The organism is Brevundimonas sp. AVps31 (assembly GCF_058681355.1).
The window spans coordinates 1,527,983-1,552,932 of the sequence record NZ_CM178736.1; the positions used below are offsets into that span (position 1 = coordinate 1,527,983).

The following is a 24,950-nucleotide window of genomic DNA, read 5'->3' on the forward strand; positions in this document are numbered from 1 at the left end:
AGACCCCGCGGGGAACCGTCGGCGGCGATGTTCGCTCTTGGCGACATGACCCGTCGTTCCGCTCTTCTGATCGTTCTCGCCGGCAGCGCCCTGGCGCTCGGCGCCTGCGCCACGCTTTCCCGCGGGCCGGTCGGCAATGCCGCCGTGCCTCAACCCGCCCGCCCGGTCGAACTCAGCCGCTATCTGGGCCTCTGGTACGAGATCGGCCGATACGAAAACGGGTTCGAACGCGACTGTGAGGGCGTGACCGCGCGCTATGGCCTGCGCGAGGACGGACTGGTCAGCGTCGTCAACACCTGTCGCCAGGGTGCGGTCGACGGTCCGGAGAAGGTTTCCGAGGGGCGTGCGAAGATCGTGCCCGACAGCGACGGGGCCAAGCTGAAGGTCAGCTTCTTCGGTCCCTTCTTCGTCGGCGACTACTGGGTCCTCGATCATGCCGAGGACTATTCGTGGTCGATCGTGGGCGAGCCGTCGGGCCGCTATCTCTGGCTGCTGAGCCGGACGGCGTCTCCGTCGGCGGACGCGCGCCGAACCATCATGGAACGGGCGCAGGCGCTCGGCTACGACCTGGCCCTGATCCGCGAAACCCGGCAGGCGCGCTGAGCCGACCTCAGTCCCGCGTGGCGATCATCATGTAGTTGATGTCGGAGCCGCCCTCGCTCCAGCGGTCGCTCAGCGGATTATACTCCAGCCCGAACGGACCTGTAACGGTCAGAGGCTCGGCGGCCAGCATGGCGCGGATTTCGTCCGGCTTCAGGAACTGGTTCCAGTCGTGGGTGCCGGCCGGAACCCAGCGCAGCACGTATTCGGCCGCGAACTTGCCCAGGGCCAGCGCCTTCAGGGTCCGGTTCAGGGTGGCGACGATCATCAGGCCGCCGGGCTTCACCAGCCGCGAACAGGCGCGCACGAAGGCTTCCGGGTCGGCGACGTGCTCGATCACCTCCATCGTCAGGACCACATCGAACGGCCCCGCGCCCTCGGCCTCCAGCTGCTCGACGGTGGCCGCGCGATAGGTGATGTCGAGCCCGGATTGCGCCGCATGGGCGCGGGCCGTGCCGATGTTTTCGGAGGAGGCGTCCGCCGCCGTCACCTCGAAGCCCAGCCGACGCATCGGCTCGGCGATCAGCCCGCCGCCGCAGCCCACGTCCAGCAGGGTCAGGCCGGCGAAGGCCTCGCGCGTCCTGGGATCGCGCCCGAAACGCTCGGCGACCTGGTCGCGCACGAAGGCCAGCCGCGCCGGATTGAACCGGTGCAGGGGCGCGAAGGGGCCGCGCGCGTCCCACCACTCGGCGGCCTGCGCCGAAAAGCGGGCCACGTCCGCGGGGTCGATCGACGGCCCCGCCGCGCGATCGTTGATTTCCCCGGCGCTTTGGGGTTCCCGCGCCGATACCGTGCCGTTAGAAGCGACCATGGCGCAGCGATGAACCCGCGCGCCCTTTCACGCAAGATGGAGCAGCCTGCCAGGATGACGCGGACCGACTCACAGCGACTGGTGATGAAGTTCGGTGGGACGTCGATGGGCGACCTCGAACGCATCCGCCGCGCGGCGCGGATCATCGCCGCCGAGGCCGCTTCGGGAAAGAAGGTCGCCGTCGTCGTGTCCGCCATGGCGGGCAAGACCAACGAGCTGGTGGCCTGGACAGACGGCGCGGGCCGTCCCGGCGCCGGCGTCGCCATGTCGGACGATGAGTATGACGTGGTCGTCGCGTCCGGCGAACAGGTCACGTCCGGCCTTCTCGCCCTGACCCTGCGCAACATGGGGCTGAACGCCCGCAGCTGGATGGGCTGGCAAATCCCCATCATCACCGACGACGCCCACGGCCGCGCCCGCATCGAGGACGTGCCGGGCGAGGTGCTGGGCGCCGCCCTGGACGCGGGCGAGATCGCCGTCGTCCCCGGCTTCCAGGGCGTGACCCGGGGCGGCCGGATCACCACCCTGGGCCGCGGCGGTTCGGACACCTCGGCGGTGGCCGTGGCGGCGGCGCTGGAGTGTCCCTGCGACATCTATACGGACGTCGACGGCGTCTACACGACCGACCCGCGGATCGAATCCCGCGCGCGCCGCCTCGAAAAGGTCTCCTACGAGGAGATGCTGGAGATGGCGTCGCTGGGCGCCAAGGTGCTGCAGACCCGATCGGTCGAACTGGCCATGGCGAAGCAGGTCCCGGTCCGGGTCCTGTCCAGCTTCATCGAACCCGACGCGAACGGCGTCATGCCCGACAAGGGTGGAACCCTGATCTGCGACGAGGAGGAGATCGTGGAAAAACGTATCGTGTCCGGTGTGACCATGAGCCGTGACGAGGCCCGCATCACCCTGCTGGGCCTCGCGGACCGGGTCGACGCCCCCGCCGATGTCTTCACCCGACTGGCCGAGGCCAATGTGAACGTGGACATGATCGTCCAGTCGCAGGCCCGCACCGCCGGGACGGTCAACCTGACCTTCACCACCGGCCGCCGCGACGCCCAGCGCGCCGCCGAATTGATGCGGGCCGCCCAGGACCAGATCGGTTTCGAGGAGCTGCGCGTCGACGAGGATGTGGCCAAGGTCTCGGTCGTCGGCGTCGGCATGCGCAGTCACGCGGGTGTCGCCCAGACCATGTTCAAGGCGCTCGCGGACAAGGGCGTGAAGTTCCAGGCCATCTCCACGTCGGAAATCAAGATCAGTGTCCTTATCGACGCGGCCTATGCGGAATTGGCCGTTCGTGCGCTTCATTCGGCTTACGGGTTGGAAGCGGTCTAGAAATCAAGCTTGGCGGCGCCCATCTGGAGCGCTGACCTTTGGGAGGGGCCATGCCGGTTGGCGGATTGACGACAAGGGGGCCGCGTAACCTCCTTCGCCAGATCCGCGAGGCTATGGCGGGGGCCGCGCCGGCGCAGCAACGGCTCGACACCGTGGTCCGGATCATCGCCCAGTCGATGGTCGCCGAGGTCTGCTCCATCTATCTTCGCCGGGCGTCGGGCGAGCTGGAGCTGTTCGCCACCCAGGGCCTGAAGACCGACGCCGTCCACACGACACGCCTGCGTCCCGGCGAGGGTTTGGTCGGCGAGGTGGCGCGCAGCGCGGGCCCCATCAGCCTGTCGGACGCGCCCTCGCATCCCAGCTTCTCCTACCGTCCGGAAACGGGCGAAGACCCCTACCACGCCTTCCTCGGCGCCCCGCTGCTGCGCGGCGGACGGGCCATCGGCGTGCTGGTCGTCCAGAACCGGTCCGAGCGCCGCTATGACGAGGACGAGGTCGAGGACATCCAGACCATCGCCATGGTGCTGGCCGAGACCGTGGCCTCCGGCGAACTGCTGGGTCAGGACGAACTGCGCGATATCGAGGTCGCGCCGCACCGCCCGGAACGGCTGAAGGGCCAGCGCTTCGCCGAAGGCCTCGCCTATGGCCATGTGGTTCTGCACGAAGCGCCGGTCGCGCCGGAAAACCTGCTGGCCGAGAACCAGCAGGTCGAGGAAATCCGCCTGCGCGAGGCCCTGGTCGGGCTGAAGGCCAATATCGACGGCATGCTGGAGGGCGGCGCCGGCAAGCTGGGCGGCCAGTCGTTCGAGGTGCTCGAGACCTACCGGATGTTCGCCGACGACCGGGGCTGGAACCGGTCGCTGGAGGAAGCCGTTCGCACCGGCCTGACCGCGGAAGCCGCCGTCGACCGGGTCCGTAACGAGCACCGCGCCCGCTTCGCCAAGGCCCGCGACCCCTATATCAAGGAGCGGCTGCACGACTTCGAGGACCTGGCCAATCGCCTGCTGCGCGTGCTCGCGGGCGACAATCCGGGTGAGCGGGACCTGCCCGACGACGCCATCCTCATCGCCCGCAATCTCGGCCCGGCTGATCTGCTGGAATATCCGCGGCACAAGCTGCGGGGGTTGCTGCTGGAGGAGGGCTCCGCCGCCAGCCACGCCGCCATCGTCGCCCGGGCGCTGGGCATTCCCTGCGTCGGACGCCTGCAAGGTCTGCGGGATCGGCTCAGCGAAGGCGATCTGGTCATCGTCGACGGCGAGACCGGCGAGGCCTATCTGCGCCCGCGCCCCGACATGCTGGCGGCCGTCCAGTCGCGGATGGAGGTCCGGCACCAGCGGCAGGCCGAGTTCGCCAAGCTGCGCGACGTCCCCGCCATCACCGCAGACGGCCAGCGCATCAGCCTGCTGACCAACGCCGGTCTGGCCGTCGATCTGGAGAATCTGGACGCCACGGGCGCCGAGGGCATCGGCCTGTTCCGCACCGAGTTCCAGTTCATGGTCTCCGAGGAGCTGCCGCGTCTGGACAGCCAGATGGCGCTCTACAAGCTGGTGCTCGACACCGCCGGCGACCGGCCGGTCACCTTCCGCACCCTCGATATCGGCGGCGACAAGGTGCTGCCCTATCTCGAAACGGAGCGGGAGGAGAACCCGGCCCTGGGCCGCCGCGCCATCCGTCTGGGCCTTGACCGCCCCGCCATGCTCCGGCTCCAGCTCCGCGCCCTGCTGGGCGCCGCCGCCGGACGCGAGCTGCGCGTCATGTTCCCCATGATCGCCACGGTGGACGAGTTCCGGGCCGCGCGTGAACTGGTTGATATCGAGTGCAACTGGGCGCGACGCCGGGGCCGTGAACTGCCCGCCCTGCTGCGCGTGGGGGCCATGATCGAGTGCCCCAGCCTGCTCTGGCACCTCGACGCCCTGCTGCCCCTGACCGACTTCGTGTCCGTCGGCACCAATGACCTGTTCCAGTACATGTTCGCCGCCGACCGCACGAACCCGCTGGTTTCGGATCGCTACGATCCCCTGTCGCCCCCGGCGCTGCGGGCCTTGGCGGAGATCCAGAAGAAATGCGCCGACACCGGCACCCCGGTCTCGGTCTGTGGTGAACTGGCGGGTCGCCCGCTGGAGGCTTTCGCCCTGCTGACGCTGGGCTTCACCCGCCTGTCGGCCCCCGCGGGCGGCGTGGGGCCGGTCAAGCGGATGATCCTGTCCACGGACCTCACCGCGGCGCGCCGGGCCCTGCCCAGCCTGCTGGGATCATCGTCGGGATCGGTGCGGGGCGAGCTCGAAACCCTGGCCCGGAAGTTGAACGTCCAGATTTGAGATGTGCCGGGCCGGAACGGCCAGGGTGCTTAACAAATCATTGATCGGTCGACCCTTATGAGTTATCCACAAGGTGAACCTGGCGGGTCTGCGGGGGCAGGCTCTGACACTCATCCCGATATGATACAGGGTCCAGGTTCGAGTACGGCTGACGCGATTGGTGCGTCTCCGAGTGTGGGGTCGAGCGTCATGGCGCTGGATACGGGCAAGGGCCCGAACGAGTATGATGCGCAGGGTGACTGGAAGGACCTGGTCCCGTCCGTCATGGACGCCCCGACTCTGGGTGAAGGCCTCCGCATCGCCCGGGATCATTCAGGCCGTTCGCTGGCTGAGCTGTCGACCCTCACCCGGGTCCCGACCCGCTATCTGACCGCCCTCGAACAGAACGATTTCTCGGTCCTGCCCAACCGCGTCTTCTCGATCGGCTATGTGCGCGCGTATGCCTCGGCGCTCGGCCTGGACGAGCAACTGGCCGTCGAGCGTTTCAAGCGCGAAAGCCCCGATCCCTCCGTGCCGCTGCAACCGCCGGTCGGCATCGCCTTCGAGGATGTGCGTCGCTATTCGCCGCGCCTGATCGCCGTGGCCGCCGTGCTGCTGATGTCGGTGGTCGGCTGGAACGTCTTCCAGCGTGTCAACCTGATGCGCGCGCCCCAGCCGTCGGACATCGCCGAAGTGCCGGAAACCTGGCGTCTGGGCACGGTTCCGGGACAGGCCGCCGCCATGAACCTGACCGCGCCGCGTCCCGCGCCGCCTGACCAGACCATTCCCGCCCTGTACGTCACCCCCGGCCTTGAGGCCCAGCTGACCGGCATCGACCCGGCCTCGCCCGAAGGCCTGCAGGCCGCCGCCGCCGCGATCCCGGTCGCCAAGGCCTTCAATCCGCGCGGCGCCATCTACGGCGCCTCGGCCAGCGCCTCGAACGTCATCATTCAGGCCCGCAAGGCGTCGGCCCTCGTCGTCCGCATGGCCGACGGGCGGGTGCTGTTCGCCCGCCAGCTGGCCGCCGGCGAAGCCTGGCGCGCGCCCGCGGGCGTGGCCGCCGTCATCGACGCGTCCGAGTTCGCGGCCTTCGACGTCTATCTGAACGGCGAGCACGGCGGGGCCCTCACGGCGGAAACCACGCCGCTGGCGCAGCTGAACACCCGCGCGCAGGCGCTGGCCCGTCAGGCCGCCAGCGAGGTCGCCGCCCGCACCGAGGCCGCCCGTCAGGCCGCGGCCCAGCAGGCGCAGGCCCAGCTTCAGGCCGTGTCGATGCAGACCCCGGTGACGCTCCAGCCCGGCGGCTGATCGTCACGATAACGCGCCTTGTCGTGGCTATGCCGCATTGATGCGCCTATGTTCGTTCCCGCATGAGCCTCGATCACACCCACGTCCGCCCTTGGCGCCATATCGAGCGTCGCAAGAGCCGCCAGATCATGGTGGGCAATGTCCCCGTGGGCGGCGATGCGCCGATCACGGTGCAGTCGATGACCAATACGCCGACCTCCGATGCGGCGGCGACGATCGACCAGATCCGTCAGCTGGAAGAGGCCGGGGCCGATATCGTCCGCGTCTCCTGTCCTGACGAGGAGTCGACCGCCGCCTTCCGCACCATCGCCCGCGAGGCGAAGGTCCCGCTCGTGGCCGACATCCACTTCCACTACAAACGCGGCATCGAGGCGGCCCAGGCGGGCGCCGCCTGCCTGCGCATCAATCCGGGCAATATCGGCAACGCCGACCGGGTGCGCGAGGTCATCAAGGCCGCCCGCGACCACGGCTGTTCCATGCGCATCGGCGTCAACGCCGGCTCGCTGGAGCGGGAGCTGCTGGAGAAGTACGGCGAGCCCTGTCCCGAGGCCATGGTCGAAAGCGCGCTGAACCACGCCCGCATCCTGCAGGACAACGACTTCCACGAGTTCAAGATCTCGGTGAAGGCGTCCGACCCCTTCCTGACCGTCGCCGCCTATCAGCAGCTGGCCGACGCCATCGACTGCCCCCTGCATCTGGGCGTCACCGAAGCGGGGCCCCTGCGCGCCGGGACGATCAAGTCGGCGATCGGCATGGGCAATATGCTCTGGGCCGGCATCGGCGACACCATCCGCGTGTCCCTGGCCGCCGACCCGGTCGAGGAGATCAAGGTCGGGTTCGACATCCTGAAGTCGCTCGGCCTGCGCCATCGCGGCGTCAACATCATCGCCTGTCCGTCCTGCGCCCGTCAGGGCTTCAACGTCATCGAGACGGTGGGCGTGCTCGAGGAAAAACTGGCCCACATCACCACGCCCATGTCGCTGTCGATCATCGGCTGCGTCGTGAACGGCCCGGGCGAGGCCCTCTACACCGACGTCGGCTTCACCGGCGGCGGCAAGGGGTCGGGCATGGTCTATCTGAACGGCAAGATCGCCCACAAACAGGCCAACGACGGCATGATCGACGAGATCGTCGCCCAGGTCGAAGCCAAGGCCGCCGAGCTGGACGCCGCGCGCAAGGCGGCCGAGGAACCGGCCTTCGAGGCCGCCGAGTAAAACCCTGTTCCGCCCCGGAAACCTGCGCTAGTCAGTCGGGCCTGTCCGAGGGGGGAAGTCCATGGTCCGTCACGCCGCCGCCGCGTTCGTCGTCGCCCTTTCGCTGGGCCTCGCCCCCGCCGCGCCCGTTCTGGCCCAGACGGCCCCGACCGCCGCCTCCACGGCCACCGCCGCCGCCCATGTCCAGTTGCCCGCGCCCGACGGCCGAACGATCGACGTCAGCGTCTGGGCCGCCGGGGAAGAGCAGGGCGTGATCCTGTTCAGCCACGGCTGGGGCGCACAGCCCGCCGCCTACCGCCGCATCATCGACTATTGGGTCGCCCACGGCTTCACCGTGATCGCGCCGATGCACACGGACTCGATGCAGCATCCGCAGCACGCCGAAGCTACGACGCAGAGCATCTTCATCAGTCGCCTCGTCGATCTCGGGGTGGTGCAGGCCTATGTGAAGGCCAGCCATCCGGGCAAGCCGCTGGTCGCCGCCGGTCACTCGTTCGGCGCGCTCAACTCTCTCATGGAGGGCGGCGCCGTCACCGTCGCCGGGCCGCAGGCCGACCCGGACGTGAAGGTGGTCGTGGCCCTGTCCTCGCCGGGGACCATCCCGGGCGTGGTCAATCCGTCGAGCTTCACCACCGTCACCGTGCCGGTCCTGATGATCACTGGCGACGCCGACACCGTGCCGGGCTTCGTCACCGAGCCGCGCGACCATAGGCTGTCGTTCGACACCAGCCCGGCGGGCGACAAGATGCTGCTGACCTTCGCGGGCGGGGACCACAGTCTGGTCGGAAACGCCGACGCCGCCGACTTCGACCTGATCGCCGCGACCACGCTGGACTTCATGCGCGCCCATGCCCTGGGCGACGCGGCGGCCCGCGCGCGTCTGGAAGCCCTGACCGCGCCCGAGGGCGTCACCATCGAGCGTCGCTGAGACCATGAAACTCTACATCACCGCCCCGTCGCCCTTCGCCCGCAAATGCCGCATCGTCGCCCTCGAGAAGGGCGTGACGGTCGAGGAGGTCTTCGTCGACCCCTATGCGAATGCGCCGGAACTGCTGGCCTCCAACCCCGTCGTCCAGGTGCCGTCCCTCATCGCCGAGGACGGACTGCCGCTCAACGACAGTCCGATCATCTGCGAATACCTCGACATGGTCGGCTCCGGCCCGCGGCTGACGCCGGAGGGCGGCGCCGAACGGTTGCGCGTGCGCCGGATCGAGGCGACCGCCGACGGCCTGCTGGAGATGGGCGTCAAGCTGGTGCTGGAGAAGCGTCGCCCCGAGCAGGAGCGCTCGCCGTCGTGGATGGAGCGCTGGTCCGCCAATATGGGCCGCGCCCTCGATACGCTGGAGGCGGCGAACCTGTCCGCCGACGACTTCCATATCGGGACCCTGACCACCGGGGTGGCCCTGACCTGGCTCGACTTCCGACACCCGGATTTTGACTGGCGCACCGGACGGCCCGGACTTGAGGCGCTCCGGACGACGCTCGAGGCGCGGCCCAGTTTCGCGGCCACCCGACCCGCGTGATGTCGACCCCTGATTGACGCTCTGCGCTCGTGATGCGAGAAGCGTTGCAGTTCACCGGGGGGTGAACCCGTATTCTATTGGGGGCTTTCATGATTTCCGTCCGTACCGCGCGCTTCGGCGTGCGTGCGCTCGCGCTCGTCGGCGTGGCGCTTTCTCTCCCGGCCTGCGCCACGATCACGCGTGGCTCCAGCCAGGAGTTCACCGTCGAGAGCACGCCGTCCGGCGCCCGCGTCTCGACCTCCAACGGCTTCCAGTGTGAAGCAACGCCGTGCACCTTCCGCATGCCGCGCAAGGACGCCTTCCGCGCCACCATCTCGCGCGAAGGCTATGTCACGCAGGAACACAACATCACCAGCGGCATCTCGGGCGGCGGCGCCGCCGGCATGGCGGGCAATGTGATCTTCGGCGGCGTGATCGGCGCTGTGGTTGACGGCACCTCGGGCGCCATGAACGACCTCAGCCCGAACCCGCTGGTCGTCATCCTGCAAACCCCGGCTGAGGCCGCCGCCGCTGCGGCCGCCGCGCCGGCTCCGGCCGCCGTTCCCGCCACCTCGGGAGACCCTCAATAATGGTCCGCGTCACCCTTCGCCGCGCCGCCGCGGTCGCCGCCTGCGCCGCCCTGCTGGGCGTCGCCGCCTGCGCCAGCCCTTCGCGTCCCGAGTTCATGGCCCTGCCGGCCACCGCCGGCCTGACCGCCGCTCCGGGCGACGTGGGCTACCATTCGGTCACCACCGTCAACGTCTCGGGCGGCACCGAAACCAACCCGCTGTGGACCGCCCAGGTCTCCAATGAGGACTTCAAGGCGGCCCTGGAATCCTCGCTGACCGCTGCCGGTTACACCGGCACGGACGGCCGTCCGCTGGTCGTGACCGCCAATCTGGTGGATCTGAAGCAGCCGCTGGCCGGTCTCGACCTCTCGGTCACCAGCCAGGTCCGCTACACCGTCACGCGCGACGGCCAGATCATCTTCGACGACACCGTGGCCGCCACCGGCGTGGCCACGATGGGTCAGGCTTTCGCCGCGGTCGAGCGCCTGCGCCTCGCCAACGAGAAGTCGATCCAGGAGAACATCAAGGAATTCCTGAAGCGGTTCCGCGCCAACGCGCGCTGATCGGATCAGCCTTGACTGCCTGAAGGGCGGGACGGACTTCGGTCTGTCCCGCCTTTTTCATGCCTGGCCCAGAAGCCCCGCCAACTGGACGCCCTGGAAGATGGCCAGCACGATCAGCAGACCGCCCACGGCCCAGGTCATCGGGCGGCGCGGCACGCGCTTGGCGATCAGGCCCGCGAACGGCGCCGCCAGCAGGCCGCCGGCCACCAGACCGCCGATCGCGGCGGCGTGGTCCTGAAGCGCCGCGGCCTCTTCCCAGTGGCCGGTCGCCAGTGACCAGACGAAGGTGGCGCTGACGGCCACGGTGACGAAGAACTCGGCGGTGTTGACGGTGCCGATCGCGCGGCGCGGCTCCTGTCCGGCGCCGACCAGGGTGGATGAGACCGTCGGGCCCCAGCCCCCGCCGCCGATGGCGTCCAGGAAGCCGCCGACCAGCCCCAGCGGCGCAACGATCCAGCGCGGGCGGATCGGCCTGGCTTCGACGTCACGGCGGGCGCGCCACAGGATCCACAGCCCCATCAGGGCCAGATAGGCGATGACGAAGGGCTTGATGACGTCGCTGTCCAGCCCGGCCAGCACATAGGCGCCCAGACAGCCGCCGATCACGCCGGCGACAGCCAGCGGCGCCAGCATCTTCCAGTCGACATTGCGGTGCCAGGCGTGGCTTCCCGCCGAGGCCGCCGTGGTGAACACCTCCGCCCCGTGCACGCTGGCCGAGGCGGTGGCGGGCGGGACGCCGAAGGCCAGCAGGACGGAGGAGGAAATCACGCCATAGGCCATGCCCAGCGCGCCATCGACGGCCTGGGCGAGAAAACCTACGGCCAGAAACAGCAGGAAGGTTTCCATGAAGGCCCCGTCTTCGCGCACCCGGCGCCGATTCAGCCCCAATGGACCGTATCAGCAAAGGTTGCTTCGCACACAGCGGGCTGACGCAGCCGTGACCGCATCGACAGGGCGGGGCCGGGCGCGCTAAAGGCTGCGGTCCGCCCACTCTCCGGATGCTTTTCCCTTGCGACTGCCCCAGGCCCGGCTCGATCAGGTGCTCGACCGCTTCCATCAGGTGGAGGCGCGCATGGGCGCGGCCACGGACGGTCAGGAGATCGTCCGCCTGTCGAAGGAGCACGCGGAGATGAAGCCGGTCGCCGACGCCGTCATGGCGCTGGCCCGCACCCGCGCCGAGATGGCCGATCTGGAAGCCATGGCCGCCGATCCCGAGATGGCCGAGATGGCCGCCGATGAGCTTCAGGCCCTGACCGACAGCCTGCCGCAGATGGAGCGCGAGGTCGCCCTGCTGCTGGCCCCGCGCGACGCCGACGAGAACGCCTCGGCCGTCCTGGAAGTCCGCGCCGGCACCGGCGGCGACGAGGCCGCCCTGTTCGCCGGCGACCTGTTCCGCATGTATTCGCGCTACGCCTCGACGCGCGGCTGGCGGGTCGAGGTCGACAGCGCCACCGAGGGCGACGCCGGCGGCTACAAGGAGATCATCGCCACCGTCACCGGCGACGGCGTCTTCGGCCGGCTGAAGTTCGAAAGCGGCGTCCACCGCGTCCAGCGCGTGCCCTCGACCGAGGCCCAAGGCCGTATCCACACCTCGGCGGCCACCGTCGCCGTCCTGCCCGAGGTCGAGGACGTCGAGATCGACATCCAGGACAAGGACATCCGCATCGACACCTTCCGCGCCTCGGGCTCGGGCGGCCAGCACGTCAACAAGACCGATTCCGCCGTGCGCATCACCCACTTCCCCTCGGGCATCGTGGTGACCTCGTCCGAGAAGTCGCAGCACGTGAACCGCGACAAGGCGATGAAGAACCTGCGCGTCCGCCTGTACGACATGCAGCGTCAGGCCAAGGACAACGCCCGCTCCGACGCCCGCAAGTCGCAGGTCGGGTCCGGCGACCGCTCCGAGCGCATCCGCACCTACAACTTCCCGCAGGGGCGGGTGACCGACCACCGCATCGGCCTGACCCTGCACAGCCTGCCGCAGATCCTCGAGGGCGACATCGATCCGATGCTGAACGCCCTCATCGCCGAGGATCAGGCCGCCCGTCTGGCGGATCTCGAAGCCGAGTTCGGGGGCTAGGGTTTCCGCCGCGCGGCGGCGTGCTCCAGCGTCAGCTTGACCACCGCCTTCAGGTCCGCCCGGCTGATGTCCAGCGGCTCCCCGACCGTGGTCAGGGCGGCTTCGATGTCGGCGTCGGTGATGGACGCCGGGCCGGCCGGCGTCACCGCCCTGTGCGGCCAGGCGTGGCCCGAGAACCGGTGGAAAACGAAGCCCGCCAGTCCCAGCAGGACGGCGTTCAGCCCGATCGGGACGAGGGCGAACATCCATCCCGCCCCGTGAACCGCCGATCCGCCCAGCACCCCGATCAGGGCCGTCGATCCGCCCGGCGGATGCAGGCAGCGCAGCAGGGACATCAGGCCGATGGCGACCGCCACGGCCACGGCGCTCGCGATCATCGGATCAGGGATCAGGCGCGCGACGGCGATCCCCGTCAGGGCCGATACCACATGGCCGCCGACCAGCGGCCACGGCTGGACCAGCGGGCTGGCCGGCACGACGAACAGCAGCACCGCCGAGGCCCCCATGGAGGCCGTCATCAGCAGGGGCAGGACCGTCTCGCCGCCCAGGATGGCGCGTGACACCAGTCCGGTCAGGCCGATGCCCAGCAGGGCGCCGAAGCAGGCGAGGGCCCTGTCACGCACGGTCGCGCCCGCCAGGATCGGCCGGAACAGCCGCATCAGAGCGGCTTGTCCCGGTCGTTGGCATCATCGCCGGCGGCCGGGGCGGGGTCCTGCGGGACCGGGGCCAGGCCGGGATCCGGGGCGGCGGGATCATAGGCGGCGTCGGACGCATAGGCCGGACGTTGATCGGCGCTGCGCTTCCCGCCGAACAGGTTGCGCAGCCAGGCGAAGGCCGCGCCGGCCCCGGCCAGCAGGAAGAACGCCCCCTTCTTGAACACCAGCAACAGGATGCCGATCAGGCCGGCCTTCTTGGCCACGGCCAGCACCGCGCCGCCGGCCACCAGACCCGCCAGCCCGTAGGCCGCCTTCTGGTCCTTGCCCTCGACATAGTCGGCGTAGCGCGCGCCGGGATTGAAGGTCGCGGTGTTCATCAGGTCGGTCGCGGCGGCGCGCGTCTCGGCCAGCTTGTCCATGCCCGTGACCATGTTCATGCTGAACACGCCCCGACGGCCCAGCACGCGCACATCGTAGTTCAGGGTGTTCGGCCCGTTCGGCAAATCCGAGAACGACAGCTCCTTGGCCCAGATCATCGAGTGGCGCGCGGCGTCATAGGTCGGCTGCTGCGCCCAGCCGAGCAGATGGATGGCCGGATAGCCGGCCTCCTGACGGGCGCGATTGCCCTGGTCCTCGCCTTCGCGAAGGGTGTTCAGCAGGCCCGGGTAGTCGATCTTGTGCGCGTCGTCGTCCGAGACATAGCCGTCGGCCGACCAGGTCAGCACCGCGCCCCAGGTGTCATCGGCGAAGCTCTTGCCGGCCGGAAAGACCATGCCGATCACATTGGTCACGCTGTCGGCCGGGTTGCCCCAGCCTTCGGTCAGCACGCGCTTCGCCTCGGCGGCGTCGAGCATGTAATAGCCCTCGCCCAGGTTCAGGGTCAGATCGGCCTGCGGGATCGCGACCGACCCGGTGCGGGGGTGCAGGCTGTCCATCAGGGCCTGCAGTTGCTGGACGCGGGCGGCGTCCTGCGGCGACACCGGCGGTGCGGACGCCAGCGCGGGCGTGACGGCGCAAAGCGAAAGCGCGACGGCGAGCGCCGCGAACAGGCGTGTGAACATGATCGGAGATCCCCCTCTGGTGTGGCAACCTGCCGCAGGTCGCCACGCGAGGCGAGAGGGAATCTGAACCTGAGGTTCAGTTCTCCGGCGTGCGGATGCGTCGGCGCATCAGCCGGTCCGACAGGGCCTCGGCATGTTTCAGGGTGAAGGCCAGGGCCGCCGGGCTGCCGCGCCGGGGTCCCACGGTGTCGGCCACCACGGCGCCGCGTTCCCCGATCACCTGCGGGTCGCCGGTGGTGGTGTCCATCGCGGTCTGGTGCTCGATCTCGGCGTTCAGCTCGGCGCCCATCAGCACGATCTGGACGGTCAGCCAGGTCCACAGCAGGAAACCCATCATCGCCGCCAGCGGGCCGTAGGACGCCGTGCGCACGAAGGTTCCGATGTACCAGCTGAAGCCCAGCGACAGGCCGAGGCTCAGCAGGGCCGCGAAGATGGCGCCCGGCGTCAGCCACCGCCACCGCGCCCTCTGGCGACACGGCCCGATGCGATAGATCAGGGTCAGGGCGGCGATATAGATCAGCAACAGGACCGGCCACCGGAACGGCGCCAGATAGGCCCACTCGTCGGCGAGGCCGAGAACGTCCAGCACGACGGGGACGCCCACCACCAGACCGGCGCCGATCAGGACGGCCAGCAGGCCCGAGACGGTGAAGGCCATGCAGATCAGGTTGTAGCGGACGATATTGCGCCGCTCGACCTCGTGATAGGCGATGTTCAGGCCGTAGAAGAGCACCTTGATCGCCCCGTTGGCGGTCCACAGCGACAGGGCCAGGGTCCAGGCCAAGGTGAAGGTCAGCTCGGTATTGGTGTTCTCGGCCAGTCGCTGCATCTCGGCGCCCAGGAACTCGGCCACGCCTGCGGGCAGGACGGAGTACAGAAACTGCAGCCGGCTCCAGGCGTCGTTCGGATCGGCGAACAGGCCGTAGATCGTCACGAAGGCGGCCAGCGTCGGGAACAGGGACAGCACCACGAAGAAGGTCACGCCGCCAGCGACGAAGCCGACCCGGTCACCGAAATAGGCGCCGCCAACGCGCCAGAAGATGTCGGTCCAGCCCCGGTGCGGAATATGTTCGGGTCGTTGCGCCATCCGGCCGCGACCGGGCTCCTTGGCCTCGAAATCCTCCGGCGTCGGCGGGGTGGGCGGCAGGATTTCGGGCCGCGGCGCGCGCAACTCCAGCCCGAATTTGTGCCCACGCGTATAGAGGAGGTGCGCCCCTCCGGCTCCGGCGGCGAGACCACCCGCTATCGCGCCGAAGACGCTCCACAGACCCATGCCCTTGCGGGCTCCGGCCCTCTTTCCCGACTGTCGCTGCATGGGCGCGACAACGGTCAAGCTGCCCGCCGCGTTCCCGACTGTCTTGCGAACCCTGTTCGACCGGCGCGCCGTCCGCCCCGCCCGGGCGCCCTTTCGAGGTCCTCGCCGGGATCGCCTTCCCGGCTTGAAATCCTCGGCCAGTCGGGCCAAGCCCTGCGCATGACCGACGCTTCCTCCGCCCCGACCCTGCTGACCGCCTGGAAGGCGGCGACCGCCGCGCTCAAGGCCGGCAAGATCGACAGCCCCTCCATCGATTCCCGCCTGCTGCTGGAAGTCGCGGCGGACTGTTCGCGCACCGACATCCTGACCGATCCCTACCGCGCCGTGACGCCGGATCAGCAGGCCGTTCTGGACGGCTATGTCGCGCGCCGCCTGAAGCGCGAGCCGGTGTCGCGCATCCTGGGCAAGAAGGGTTTCTGGAAGATCATGCTGAACGTCACGCCCGACGTCCTCAGCCCGCGCGCCGACACCGAGGCCCTGCTCGACGTCATCATGCTGGTCTACCAGCCGCACGAGGCTTTCACGATGATCGACCTGGGCACCGGCTCGGGGGCGATCCTGCTGGGCACCCTGGCCGAGCGGCCGGCGGCGAAGGGCGTCGGCACCGACATTTCGACAGAAGCCCTGGCTGTGGCGCGCGAGAACGCCGCCAACCTCGACCTCGGCGGCCGCTGCGACTTCATCCGCACGGAATGGGCCACGGGCTTCGCCGAGCACAGCTTTGATCTGGTCGTCTCCAACCCGCCCTACATCCCGTCCGGGGACATCCCCGGCCTGGACCCGGAGGTGCGCGAGCATGATCCCCATCTGGCGCTGGACGGCGGTCCCGACGGTCTCGTCGCCTATCGCGAACTGGCGCCCGAGATCATGCGCATCCTCAAGCCCGGCGGCACGTTCGCGGTCGAGATCGGCTGGGACCAGGGCCCCCAGGTCAAGGCCCTGTTCGAGCAGGCGGGCTTCGCCAACGTCATTGTGGTCAAGGACCTGTCCGACCGCGATCGCGTCGTCACCAACGGCCCGAACCCGCGCCACAACCCCATTCCGAAGATGTATCCGGACGCGGCCTAGGGGCCGCCGCATACAATCCCTCTTGGAAACGCCACAAACCCGCGCTAAGTCTGTCTTGTCTCCCACCTGAAACGCACGCCTCGAACCGATCCGGTTCCTGACTCGCGCGCGCTCCGGGCAGTGACGGTCGGGCCAGTCGCCCGGCGGACCACGGGGCGACACGGCTTTCCGAACACATCGCCAGCGGGGAATAGGCCTCGCCCGACACGGAACCACCATACGGACGGATACCGAGCCCAGACGCCCGGTCCGCCTCCCCATCAAGGCACGGTAGCTTCCGATGAGAGATTTCAAGGGCATGAAGCGTCAACGCGGACGCAACAGAAAGCCCGGCAGCGGCGGCAACAACAACGCCAACGCCACCAATCCGAACCGTTCCTGGGACTCGCAAGGGCCCGAGAACATCAAGGTCCGTGGCAACGCCCAGACCGTCTACGAACGCTATATGCAGCTGGCGCGCGATGCGTCGGCCGCCGGCGACCGCGTTCTGGCCGAGAACTACACCCAGCACGCCGAACACTATTTCCGCGTCCTGCGCGCCCTGCAGCCGCAGCGTCCGGTGTCCGAGATCGCCCAGCGCGAACTCGCCGGTCAGGGCTTCGACATCGACTTCGAGGATGAATCCGGCGCCCAGGCCGCCGCCATCGTCGCCGCCGCCCAGGCCGAGGCCGACCGCCTCGCCCAGCAGGAAGCCCGCCAGCGCGAACAGGAAGAGCGCCAGCAGGAACGCCAGAACAACAACGACCAGCCGCGCCGCGAATGGCGCGACGATCGCGAACCCCGCGAAACCCGCGAAACCCGCGAAACGCGTGAACCCCGCGAGCCGCGCGAGCCTCGCGAACCCCGCGCCGAGGGCGCCGCCGCCCCCGCTGCCGAGGGCGAGGCCCGTGAGGGCGGACGCCGCGAGAGCCGCCGCGAACGCTGGGAGCGTCGTCGGGACGAGCGCAATCGTCGCTTTGACGGTGAAGGCGGCGACGCCGGCTCCGAGTCCTTTGAGGACAGCGCTGACGCCCCGGCCGCCGTCGAGGCCCAGCCGGTCACGGCGGAAGCCGCTCCGGCCCCGGCCGCCGAACGTCCCGAACGCGCCCCGCGCCGTCCGCGCCGCGAGGAAGCCGCCGACGACGCGCCCTCCGCCCTGCCGGGCTTCCTGACCCGCTCGACCGCTCCGGTCGCCGCCCCGGTCGCCGCCGAAGCGCCCGAGGCTGACAGCGAAGCGGCGCCCGCGCCCAAGCGTCGCGCCCCGCGCCGCGCCAAGGCTGAAGCTCCCGCCGAGGAAGGCTGAGGCCGCGCCTTCGGGCGAATGCGATCCCTGACACCGCCTGTTCCGGCGCCCCCGCGAGGCGAGGGCGCTTGACGGCGGCCGTCCGGACCGGTCCATAGAAGGCGAGCCACGCCCTCAGCCTGAGTTCGGGAGCGCCCATGCCTCGCCTGCCCCGGCTTCCGGTCGTCCTGACCGTCGCCGCCCTGATCCTGTCCGCCTGCGCCACGACGCCGGCCCCGCCGCCGCCGCCCCCTTCCGGTGGCGCGAACGGCGGTGGCGCGGTCCTGCGGGACTGGCGCGGCATCGTCACGGCCGCCGACCGTGACCGCTACGCCCGCCGCGACGCCGCCTGGTCCCTGGCCCTGCAGCAGGCCCGCCGCCAGCGCGGCTCGGGCGATCTGGACAGCCTGGGCGACCTGATCGACCCCCGCGCCCGCCGCCCGTCCGTTATTCCCACCGCCGGCGACTACCGCTGTCGCACCGTCAAGCTGGGCTCCCAGGGCGGCGAGGACGGGCTGGGCTATGTCATCTACGGCTGGTTCGCCTGCCGCATCGAACAGACCCCCAATGGCCTGAAATTCGTCAAGCTGACGGGCTCGCAACGCCCTTCGGGCCTGCTCTTCCCCGAGGATGATCGCCACATGGTCATGCTGGGATCGATGGCCCTGGCGTCGGAGCCCGCCGCCAACTCCTACGGCCGACGGCCCGACCGCGATCTGGTCGCCGTGCTCGAGCGGATCGGCGAGCGCCGCTGGCGTCTGGTGATCCCCTGGCCGCAGAACGAGTCCAACCTCGACCTGATCGAACTGGTCCCCGCCTGACGATCAGGACCTGACCGGAAACCCGACGGCCCGCCGACCGTTGTGCAAGCTCAGCCTTATGGAGCCTGCCCGATGCGGACCCTGATCGCCGTCGTTTCCCTTGCCGCCCTGCTCGCCGCCTGCGGCGAAAGCCCGGCGCCCTCGACCAGCGATCCGGGGACCATTCCCAGCGACGGCGTGACCGATCCCGCGCCCGAGGGCGCGCCGGGCGCCCTGCCGGCTCCGGCCCCCACCCCGACGCCCGCCGCCGGCGAACAGGGCGGCGTCTCCGACTGGCGTCAGGTCGCCTCCACCGCCGACGCCGCCAATCTGGGCCGTCTGGATCAGGCCTGGCGCCTCGGCCGCGCCGAGGCCGAGGACAAGGGTTTTGCGTCCCAGGTCGAGGCGCTGGGGCCCTTGGTCGATCCCATGGCCGGGCAGGCGGGCCGTCTGCAGCCCTCGCCGGGAACCTACCGCTGCCGGACCGTCAAGCTGGGCTCAAAGGCCGAGGGCGGGCTGGCCTATGTCGCCTATCCTTTCTTCCGCTGCACGATCGAGCTGACCCCCGGCGGCGACCTGATCCTGACCAAGACCACGGGTTCGCAGCGCACGCGCGGCCTGCTTTATCCGGACACGGACAGTCGTCTGGTGTTCATCGGCGCCCAGGCCTGGGGCATGGACGAGACCGGCTTCCCCGCCTACGGGGCCCAGCCCGAACGCGATCAGGTCGGCGTCTTCGAACGCATCGGTCCGCAGCGCTGGCGCATGGTCGTGCCGTGGCCCCGCGTGGAGTCCAAGCTGGAGATTCTCGAACTGGTGCGGTGATCCGGTCCGTCCCTCGTCGGACGGACTACCCCTTGGGCGTGCAGGTCAGGGGCTCGCGGTACAGACTGCCGCCCGGTTCGAGGCTTCGCGCGATCGCCATCTGCGCCTCGGCGTCCGCGCAGCGGCCCAGTTCGGCCAGCACTGTCGCCAGGCTGTGCCGGACAGGGGCCAGGTCCGGCAAGCCGGCCACCGCGCTTTCACAATAGGGCAGGCCCTCGGCGGCCCGGCCCGCCTCGACCAAGGCGTAGCAGTGATTGTTCTGGCTCAGCGGGTCCTGCGGGCGCAGGTCCAGCGCGCCCTTGCTGGCGGCGACGGCGTCCGCGTGCTCGCCCAGGCTGGTCAGCACGCCGGCCTTCTGGCTCAGCGCGCTCCAGTCGGTGGCGGGCAGGGCAAGGTATTGATCGCGGGCGCGCTGGAACGCCTCCGGATCGCCGTCCTTCATGATCGGCAGGATCAGACTCAGGATGGCGGCCCGCATCTCGCCGCTGACGGGCAGGATCAGGTCCGGCGGCGTATTGGCCGGCGGCCGTCCGTCCAGGAAGCCCCAGGCGATGCTGGCGTCCGCACGGGCCTCTTCCATCCGACCGCCGTAGCGTCGGGCGTCCGCGCGGAAGGTGTGGAAGGTCACGTCCGACGTCATGGAGAGGCCTTCAAGGGCGGCCTTGTCGTAGTAGCCGAGCGCCCCCGCGATATCACCGTCCAGATAGGCGTCGGTTCCGAGGTTCATCATCGCCAGGCTATAGGCCGGCGTGCCTTCCTCCGACGCCGCGGCGCAGGCCTCCCAGCTTACGAAGGTCGCGCCGATACAGGCGGGCGGCACGGGCGCGTCCTGCACCTGCGGTGTCGCGATCAGGAGGGTGAGCAGCAGGGAGATCATCGGGTCAGGCCTTCACCAGTCTCAGGTCCTGATAGTCGTAGCTGAAGTCCGCGTCCGGGCTGACCGCCTTCATGGTCGCCGACACGGCCACGCCGTTCTCGACCTTGAAGGTCACGAACACATCCTCCTCGCGCTTGTCGGGGAAGCGGGTGCGGAAGGTGTCGCCGTCATAGGGCTCCAGCGGGCCCTTCAGGGCGTTGGTGCGGGTGAAGTCCAGGTGCAGGCCCGTCCGCCGGTTGCGGCCACGCCCGGTGGTGCGTTCCTCGATCCGGATCTCGCCGTACCAGGGATCGCGCCACGCGCCCGCATAGGCCGGAATCGGCAACGACGGCGCCGCGCCGGCCGCCTGTTTGGCGTCGATCTCGGCGGCGGCCGCGATGGACTTCACATTGCCTTCCTGCGTCAGGCGAACGCCGTCGGCGATCCAGTCGAAGCCGGTCTTGCCCATCAGGATGTCGGCGATGCCGCTGCGCAGGGTGCGCGTCAGCTGGCCCTCTTCGGCATTGGTGAAATAGCTGAAGCCCGCGTTGCGGCCCGGCAGCAGGACCGTGCCCGACAGATAGCCGGGCGCGCCGCCGCCATGGGTGATCATCCGCTCGCCGCGATAGTCCATCACCTGCCAGCCGGTCGCATAGGTCGCCGCAATGGCGCGTCCGGGCGCGTCCTGCGTCGGTCCGCCCGAGCTGGAGACGATGATGTTGGGCCGCCACATCTCGTTGGCCCGCGCCTCGGACCACAGCCGCGTCCCGTCGGGCAGGGCGCCCTTGTTCAGCTGGACCGCGATCCATTTGGCCCAGTCGACCGGATTGGTGACGAAGCCGCCCGCGGCGCCCGCCGCCGACCAGTCCCAGACCTCCTTGATCGACCGGCCGATGGTCTGCATCGGTCCCTGATAGCGCAGCGGCGGCCCCAGCCGTCCGTGCGGCAGGGCCGACTTCGCCGGATCGGCGTCCGTCATCAGCGGCAGGGTCTCGCTCATCCCCAGCGGCGTCAGGATGCGGGTCTGGACGAAGTCCTCCCACGCCATGCCGCTGGCCGCCGCCACCACCTCGCCCGCCGCCACGAACATCAGGTTGCAGTAATGATACGAGGTGCGGAAGCTGTCCTCGATCGGCACGTGCGGGATGGCCGCCATGATCTCGGCCCGGGTCCGGTCGCCATTAGGCCAGAACAGCAGGTCTCCGGCGCCGAGGCCGAAGCCGATCCGGTGGCTGACCAGATCGCGCACGGTGACCAGATCGTTGAGCTCGGGCTTCGACAGGCTGAAGGTCGGCAGATAGGTCCGCACCGGCGCGTCCCACTGGACCTTGCCCTCGTCGATCAGGATCGACAGGGCGGCGCAGGTCACCGCCTTGGTGTTGGAGGCGATGGCGAACAGGGTGTGCTCGTCGACCGCCGTCCCGCCCATCGTCCGTACGCCGTAGCCGTGCGTCAGCACCGGTTGCCCGTCCCTGACCACGGCGATGGAGACGGCGGGCTGATCCGGGAAGGCGGCCATGGCCTGCTTCACGAAGGCGTCCACCTGCTCCGCCAGCGAGGCCGCGTCATTGGCCGCCGCCTGCGCCCAGCCGGTCGCGGGCAGGGCGGCGGCGCCCATCGCGGATGAGACCAGCGCCGCGCGGCGCGTGAGGCGGATGGACATGGGAACGCTCCGACGGAATACAGCCCGGACGCTAGCCCGCCGCTCGCCCGCCGTCATCCCCGCTTCTGCGCGTGCAGATCCTGCGGCTGAAACATGGCCGTTGATGGAGAAAGCGTAATGAAATGAAAAAGATGTAACTCGGGGCTGCCCCCGCGTCCTGATACCGCTGCGCTTGCGCGGGGGCGATCATGACCTCCGGACTCAGGATATCGGGGCCATGACCAGAACCACGCTCATCTCGCTGCTGGCGCTTGCCTTGCCGGCCGGCGCCGCCGTCGCGCAGACCGCCCCGGCCCCGCAGCCCGCGCCGCAGACCCCGCCGCCCGCGACCCAGGCGGCGCCCGCCGCCGATCCGGACAAGGACGCCGAACCCGCCGCCGAGGACGCCCCGACCGCGCTGGGCGAAACCGTCGTCACGGCCCGCGCCAATGACATCCGCACCTCGGTCGACGCCGTCAGCTACAATGTCGGCGAGGACCTGCAGACCGCGACCGGCACCCTGGCCGACACCCTGCGCAACATCCCCTCGGTCGAGGTCGATCCTGACGGCAATGTCAGCCTGCGCGGCGATGCGGGCGTGACCATCCTCGTCGACGGGCGACCCTCGGGCCTGTTCCAGGGCGAGAACCGCGGCCAGATCATCCTGCAGATTCCGGCGGACCAGTACGCCCGCATCGAGGTCATGACCAACCCTTCGGCGGCCTATCGTCCCGACGGCGGCGGCGGCGTCATCAACCTGATCACCAAGCCCAACCGCCCGGCCGCCCGCCCGACCCAGACCGGCTCCATCCGCGCCAACATCGGCAATGACGAGCGCTACAACCTCGGCCTGAGCACCGTCATCATCCGCGACAAGCTGACCCTGACCGCAGACGCCAGCCTGCGCCACGACACCTTCGTCCAGTCGGTGGACCGCGAGCGCAGCCGCTTCGACACCGCCTCCGGCCAGTTCCTCGACTCGGTCAACACCCAGCGCGGGAGCGGCTCGACGGACAATGTCTTCGTCCGCTTCTCGGGCGACTACCGTCCCACGGAACAGCTTCAGCTGTACGCCGACCTCTACCATGTGGACGTCACCAGCGACGGCCTGGTGATCGATCAGTTCCAGGCGGAAGACGCGCTGGGCGGCATCGCCTCGTCCTATCGCCGCGCCTCCGACGGCGGGTTCGAGGGCCAGTTCTCGGGCGCCACCGCCCGCGTCGTCCGCCGCTTCACCGGTCAGGGCCACGAATGGTCCAACGAGGTCCGCTACAACCGGGGCCGTGGATCCTATGGCGTCGACTCGATCGCCGACCAGCTGATCCCCGTCGCGCCCGACGGCTATGAGCGCGTCGACAACGCCAACAATACCGACAGCATCAATTTCGCCAGCGCCTATGTCCGGCCCTTCGCCAGCGGCGCCCGCCTGCGCGCCGGCTATGAGCTTGAGGTCTCGACGCTGGAGCTGGACAATGTCGTCGCCCGCGGGACCACGCCGGGCGCCCTGACGCGCGACCCGCTGGTGTCCAACGAATTCCACGTCGACCAGACCGTCCACGCCCTCTACGCCACCTGGGAACAGCCGTTCGGCGAGAAGCTGAGCGCCCAGTTCGGCCTGCGCCTGGAGCAGGCCAATCTGGATCTGGATCAGGTCACGACCGGAATCCTGGCGGAGAACGATTACTTCCGCGCCTATCCGACCCTGCACGTCTCGTATCAGCTGACGCCGGAACAGACCCTGCGCGCCAGCTACAGCCGCCGGGTCCAGCGTCCGCAACCGACCGACCTGAACCCCTTCCTGACCTATCAGGACCCGCTCAACTACCGCGCGGGCAATCCCGATCTGGAGCCGCAGGAAACCGACTCGGTCGAGGTCAGCTGGCAGCGCCGCATCGAACAGTCCTTCTACGGCGCGACCCTCTATTACCGCGACACGCAGAACGCCTTCACGCCGGTGGTCAGCGATCTCGGAAATGGCGTCCTGCTGACCCGCACCGAGAACCTCGGCGCGCGCACCGCCACGGGCGTCGAACTGGTCGCCAACGGCCGTCTGCACTCGACCCTGCGCTACAACGCCAGCGTCAACCTGTTCCGGCAGGAGATCGACGCCACCAATATCGCGGGCGGCGTCAGCAGTTCGGGCGAGGTGGTCTCGGGCCGCCTGAACCTGAACTGGCAGCCGACGGCGGACGACTTCGTCCAGCTGTCGGGCATCTGGACCGGCGAACAACTGCTGGCTCAGGGCCAGCGCGAGGCCTCGACCCTGGTCAACCTCGGCTACCGTCGCAAGCTGACCGACACCCTGGCCCTGCAACTGACCGTCCGCGACCTGCTGGACGAGTCGAGCGACATCACCACCTATGAGACCGCGACCTTCAGCGAGCGGACCGAGCGCATCTTCGGCGGCCGGGTGGCCTTCATCGGCCTGACCTGGACCTTCGGCGGCCCGGCCCGGCCGCAGGATCCGCAGTTCGACTTCGCCGCCCCGCAGGCGGCCGGCAACTAGCCGGACAGAACGGCCCGGGAGACTGTCTCTCCCGGGCCGTTTTCTCAACTACAGGCGGCAGACGGCCGTCTGACCGCGACGCACCGTGTAGCGATCCGTGGACGGATTATAGCTGCGGTAGCGCTGCTGGCAGGCGCGGACGTGGCGGTTCCAGTCGCCGGCGCGGGCGAAGCTGCGCGGCGGCGCCGGCGGACGGGCGCCCCAGCGGTTGTCCCAGCGGCCGTGGCGGTCGTTGGTGTTGCGGTCGCTGCGATCGTTCCGGTCATTCCGGTCGTTGTCGCGACGATCGTTGTCGCGGTGCGGCTGCTGTTGCTGCGGCCGGTTCTGGTCGGCGGTGGCGGCAGAGGCGGCCATCGGGGCGGTGGCGGCGGCCAGCGCCAGGACCAGGGCGGCGGCGCGGGCCATCAGGGGCGTCTTCATCGATAATCTCCATCAGTCTCCGGGGCGAGACAAAGAGCAAACGCGTCCGGACCGCGATTCCGTCAGTCAAAATCAAAAAAAGGCCAATAAATACAAACATTTCACCGCTGAAACCGGAGCGCCGTAATCCGGTTGGATTTCCCGCCTCCCGGCGCGGCCCCGCCTCTTGTGCGCCCGCCCTGTCGCGCCCACGTTTGAGCCAGCTCAAGGCGTCGCTTCCTGAAAGGACGCCCTTGGACGCACCTTCCGCCTGCACAGGGGATCCGC

23 protein-coding genes are annotated in these 24,950 nt (G+C 69.6%); 15 read left to right on the forward strand and 8 right to left on the reverse strand.

The genetic code is table 11. The annotated features are described in order from the left end of the window. Positions 1-45 precede the first annotated feature (45 nt). Positions 46-603: a lipocalin family protein gene (locus tag ACW174_RS07315; RefSeq protein ID WP_492016989.1), complete on the forward strand. Its 558-nt coding sequence runs from the start codon at positions 46-48 to the stop codon at positions 601-603. Between the two features lie 7 nt (positions 604-610). On the opposite strand, the gene ubiG is transcribed toward ACW174_RS07315, so the two are convergent. Then, positions 611-1,411, reverse strand: a complete 801-nt coding sequence (ubiG, locus tag ACW174_RS07320) for a bifunctional 2-polyprenyl-6-hydroxyphenol methylase/3-demethylubiquinol 3-O-methyltransferase UbiG (RefSeq protein WP_492016990.1) — start codon at positions 1,409-1,411, stop codon at positions 611-613. 54 nt (positions 1,412-1,465) lie between these two features. On the opposite strand from ubiG, the gene ACW174_RS07325 reads away from it, so the two are divergent. From ACW174_RS07325 to ACW174_RS07360, 8 genes are all read left to right on the forward strand, one after another. Beyond that, the gene (locus ACW174_RS07325; RefSeq protein ID WP_492016991.1) at positions 1,466-2,740 is read left to right on the forward strand and encodes an aspartate kinase; all 1,275 of its coding nucleotides are present in this window, start codon (positions 1,466-1,468) and stop codon (positions 2,738-2,740) included. A 113-nt stretch (positions 2,741-2,853) separates the two neighbouring features. After that, positions 2,854-5,058, forward strand: coding sequence for a phosphoenolpyruvate--protein phosphotransferase (ptsP, locus tag ACW174_RS07330; protein WP_492016992.1), 2,205 nt, complete (start codon positions 2,854-2,856; stop codon positions 5,056-5,058). Positions 5,059-5,247: 189 nt separating this feature from the next. After that, the gene (locus ACW174_RS07335) at positions 5,248-6,345 is read left to right on the forward strand and encodes a helix-turn-helix domain-containing protein (protein WP_492016993.1); all 1,098 of its coding nucleotides are present in this window, start codon (positions 5,248-5,250) and stop codon (positions 6,343-6,345) included. Between the two features lie 62 nt (positions 6,346-6,407). Next, the gene (gene ispG / locus ACW174_RS07340; protein ID WP_492016994.1) at positions 6,408-7,559 is read left to right on the forward strand and encodes a flavodoxin-dependent (E)-4-hydroxy-3-methylbut-2-enyl-diphosphate synthase; all 1,152 of its coding nucleotides are present in this window, start codon (positions 6,408-6,410) and stop codon (positions 7,557-7,559) included. 61 nt (positions 7,560-7,620) lie between these two features. After that, positions 7,621-8,487 carry an alpha/beta hydrolase family protein gene (locus tag ACW174_RS07345; RefSeq protein ID WP_492016995.1) on the forward strand — a complete coding sequence of 289 codons (867 nt, stop codon included), beginning with the start codon at positions 7,621-7,623 and terminating at the stop codon, positions 8,485-8,487. Positions 8,488-8,491: 4 nt separating this feature from the next. Beyond that, complete coding sequence (locus ACW174_RS07350) at positions 8,492-9,082, forward strand: glutathione S-transferase N-terminal domain-containing protein (protein WP_492016996.1); 591 nt, start codon at positions 8,492-8,494, stop codon at positions 9,080-9,082. 89 nt (positions 9,083-9,171) lie between these two features. After that, complete coding sequence (locus ACW174_RS07355) at positions 9,172-9,651, forward strand: translation initiation factor 2 (protein WP_492016997.1); 480 nt, start codon at positions 9,172-9,174, stop codon at positions 9,649-9,651. Continuing rightward, positions 9,651-10,193 carry a hypothetical protein gene (locus ACW174_RS07360; RefSeq protein ID WP_492016998.1) on the forward strand — a complete coding sequence of 181 codons (543 nt, stop codon included), beginning with the start codon at positions 9,651-9,653 and terminating at the stop codon, positions 10,191-10,193. Before ACW174_RS07355 ends, ACW174_RS07360 begins: the two co-directional genes overlap by 1 nt. Before the next feature lie 57 nt (positions 10,194-10,250). On the opposite strand, the gene ACW174_RS07365 is transcribed toward ACW174_RS07360, so the two are convergent. Next, a complete protein-coding gene (locus ACW174_RS07365) occupies positions 10,251-11,039 on the reverse strand; it encodes a sulfite exporter TauE/SafE family protein (protein WP_492016999.1) in 789 nt (262 codons plus the stop codon). Between the two features lie 163 nt (positions 11,040-11,202). Between ACW174_RS07365 and prfA the strand changes: the two genes are divergently transcribed. Beyond that, positions 11,203-12,273 carry a peptide chain release factor 1 gene (gene prfA / locus ACW174_RS07370; RefSeq protein WP_492017000.1) on the forward strand — a complete coding sequence of 357 codons (1,071 nt, stop codon included), beginning with the start codon at positions 11,203-11,205 and terminating at the stop codon, positions 12,271-12,273. Here the strand turns inward: prfA and ACW174_RS07375 are convergent. The 3 genes from ACW174_RS07375 to ACW174_RS07385 all read right to left on the reverse strand — a co-directional run bounded on the left by ACW174_RS07375 (position 12,270) and on the right by ACW174_RS07385 (position 15,263). Then, positions 12,270-12,932, reverse strand: coding sequence for an HPP family protein (locus ACW174_RS07375; protein ID WP_492017001.1), 663 nt, complete (start codon positions 12,930-12,932; stop codon positions 12,270-12,272). The two genes, prfA and ACW174_RS07375, sit on opposite strands and share 4 nt — an antisense overlap. Beyond that, entirely contained in the window at positions 12,932-13,990 is a 1,059-nt protein-coding gene (locus ACW174_RS07380; RefSeq protein WP_492017002.1) for a DUF2167 domain-containing protein, read from the reverse strand. Before ACW174_RS07380 ends, ACW174_RS07375 begins: the two co-directional genes overlap by 1 nt. 76 nt (positions 13,991-14,066) lie before the next feature. After that, positions 14,067-15,263 (reverse strand): YihY/virulence factor BrkB family protein, encoded by a 1,197-nt coding sequence (locus ACW174_RS07385; protein WP_492017003.1) that lies wholly within the window; start codon positions 15,261-15,263, stop codon positions 14,067-14,069. A gap of 201 nt (positions 15,264-15,464) precedes the next feature. Here ACW174_RS07385 and prmC point away from each other — a divergent pair, with 201 nt between their 5' ends. From prmC to ACW174_RS07405, 4 genes are all read left to right on the forward strand, one after another. Next, a complete protein-coding gene (gene prmC, locus ACW174_RS07390) occupies positions 15,465-16,373 on the forward strand; it encodes a peptide chain release factor N(5)-glutamine methyltransferase (RefSeq protein ID WP_492017004.1) in 909 nt (302 codons plus the stop codon). Between the two features lie 298 nt (positions 16,374-16,671). Then, positions 16,672-17,655: a DUF4167 domain-containing protein gene (locus ACW174_RS07395; protein WP_492017005.1), complete on the forward strand. Its 984-nt coding sequence runs from the start codon at positions 16,672-16,674 to the stop codon at positions 17,653-17,655. Positions 17,656-17,792: 137 nt separating this feature from the next. Continuing rightward, the gene (locus ACW174_RS07400) at positions 17,793-18,455 is read left to right on the forward strand and encodes a DUF4893 domain-containing protein (protein ID WP_492017006.1); all 663 of its coding nucleotides are present in this window, start codon (positions 17,793-17,795) and stop codon (positions 18,453-18,455) included. Positions 18,456-18,527: 72 nt separating this feature from the next. Next, positions 18,528-19,259, forward strand: a complete 732-nt coding sequence (locus ACW174_RS07405; protein ID WP_492017007.1) for a DUF4893 domain-containing protein — start codon at positions 18,528-18,530, stop codon at positions 19,257-19,259. Positions 19,260-19,284: 25 nt separating this feature from the next. Here the strand turns inward: ACW174_RS07405 and ACW174_RS07410 are convergent, their stop codons facing one another. Beyond that, positions 19,285-20,136 carry a hypothetical protein gene (locus ACW174_RS07410; RefSeq protein WP_492017008.1) on the reverse strand — a complete coding sequence of 284 codons (852 nt, stop codon included), beginning with the start codon at positions 20,134-20,136 and terminating at the stop codon, positions 19,285-19,287. Positions 20,137-20,140: 4 nt separating this feature from the next. Further along, entirely contained in the window at positions 20,141-21,778 is a 1,638-nt protein-coding gene (locus tag ACW174_RS07415; RefSeq protein ID WP_492017009.1) for a serine hydrolase, read from the reverse strand. A 217-nt stretch (positions 21,779-21,995) separates the two neighbouring features. Between ACW174_RS07415 and ACW174_RS07420 the strand changes: the two genes are divergently transcribed. After that, positions 21,996-24,263: a TonB-dependent receptor domain-containing protein gene (locus ACW174_RS07420; RefSeq protein ID WP_492017010.1), complete on the forward strand. Its 2,268-nt coding sequence runs from the start codon at positions 21,996-21,998 to the stop codon at positions 24,261-24,263. 48 nt (positions 24,264-24,311) lie between these two features. Here the strand turns inward: ACW174_RS07420 and ACW174_RS07425 are convergent, their stop codons facing one another. Continuing rightward, positions 24,312-24,683 carry a BA14K family protein gene (locus ACW174_RS07425; RefSeq protein ID WP_492017011.1) on the reverse strand — a complete coding sequence of 124 codons (372 nt, stop codon included), beginning with the start codon at positions 24,681-24,683 and terminating at the stop codon, positions 24,312-24,314. Positions 24,684-24,950 lie beyond the last annotated feature (267 nt).

Excerpts from the sequence above, each read along its gene's own strand:
- ptsP (WP_492016992.1), top strand. The coding sequence starts at position 2,854 with ATGGCGGGGGCCGCGCCGGCGCAGCAACGGCTCGACACCGTGGTCCGG.
- ACW174_RS07395 (WP_492017005.1), top strand. The coding sequence starts at position 16,672 with ATGAAGCGTCAACGCGGACGCAACAGAAAGCCCGGCAGCGGCGGCAAC.
- ACW174_RS07405 (WP_492017007.1), top strand. The coding sequence starts at position 18,528 with ATGCGGACCCTGATCGCCGTCGTTTCCCTTGCCGCCCTGCTCGCCGCC.
- ispG (WP_492016994.1), top strand. The coding sequence starts at position 6,408 with ATGAGCCTCGATCACACCCACGTCCGCCCTTGGCGCCATATCGAGCGT.
- ACW174_RS07410 (WP_492017008.1), bottom strand. The coding sequence starts at position 20,136 with ATGATCTCCCTGCTGCTCACCCTCCTGATCGCGACACCGCAGGTGCAG.
- ACW174_RS07360 (WP_492016998.1), top strand. The coding sequence starts at position 9,651 with ATGGTCCGCGTCACCCTTCGCCGCGCCGCCGCGGTCGCCGCCTGCGCC.
- ACW174_RS07425 (WP_492017011.1), bottom strand. The coding sequence starts at position 24,683 with ATGAAGACGCCCCTGATGGCCCGCGCCGCCGCCCTGGTCCTGGCGCTG.
- ACW174_RS07365 (WP_492016999.1), bottom strand. The coding sequence starts at position 11,039 with ATGGAAACCTTCCTGCTGTTTCTGGCCGTAGGTTTTCTCGCCCAGGCC.
- prmC (WP_492017004.1), top strand. The coding sequence starts at position 15,465 with ATGACCGACGCTTCCTCCGCCCCGACCCTGCTGACCGCCTGGAAGGCG.
- ACW174_RS07350 (WP_492016996.1), top strand. The coding sequence starts at position 8,492 with ATGAAACTCTACATCACCGCCCCGTCGCCCTTCGCCCGCAAATGCCGC.
- ACW174_RS07315 (WP_492016989.1), top strand. The coding sequence starts at position 46 with ATGACCCGTCGTTCCGCTCTTCTGATCGTTCTCGCCGGCAGCGCCCTG.
- ACW174_RS07400 (WP_492017006.1), top strand. The coding sequence starts at position 17,793 with ATGCCTCGCCTGCCCCGGCTTCCGGTCGTCCTGACCGTCGCCGCCCTG.
- ACW174_RS07345 (WP_492016995.1), top strand. The coding sequence starts at position 7,621 with ATGGTCCGTCACGCCGCCGCCGCGTTCGTCGTCGCCCTTTCGCTGGGC.
- ACW174_RS07385 (WP_492017003.1), bottom strand. The coding sequence starts at position 15,263 with ATGGGTCTGTGGAGCGTCTTCGGCGCGATAGCGGGTGGTCTCGCCGCC.
- ACW174_RS07375 (WP_492017001.1), bottom strand. The coding sequence starts at position 12,932 with ATGCGGCTGTTCCGGCCGATCCTGGCGGGCGCGACCGTGCGTGACAGG.
- ACW174_RS07355 (WP_492016997.1), top strand. The coding sequence starts at position 9,172 with ATGATTTCCGTCCGTACCGCGCGCTTCGGCGTGCGTGCGCTCGCGCTC.
- ACW174_RS07325 (WP_492016991.1), top strand. The coding sequence starts at position 1,466 with ATGACGCGGACCGACTCACAGCGACTGGTGATGAAGTTCGGTGGGACG.
- ACW174_RS07415 (WP_492017009.1), bottom strand. The coding sequence starts at position 21,778 with ATGTCCATCCGCCTCACGCGCCGCGCGGCGCTGGTCTCATCCGCGATG.
- ACW174_RS07420 (WP_492017010.1), top strand. The coding sequence starts at position 21,996 with ATGACCAGAACCACGCTCATCTCGCTGCTGGCGCTTGCCTTGCCGGCC.
- ubiG (WP_492016990.1), bottom strand. The coding sequence starts at position 1,411 with ATGGTCGCTTCTAACGGCACGGTATCGGCGCGGGAACCCCAAAGCGCC.
- ACW174_RS07380 (WP_492017002.1), bottom strand. The coding sequence starts at position 13,990 with ATGTTCACACGCCTGTTCGCGGCGCTCGCCGTCGCGCTTTCGCTTTGC.
- ACW174_RS07335 (WP_492016993.1), top strand. The coding sequence starts at position 5,248 with ATGGCGCTGGATACGGGCAAGGGCCCGAACGAGTATGATGCGCAGGGT.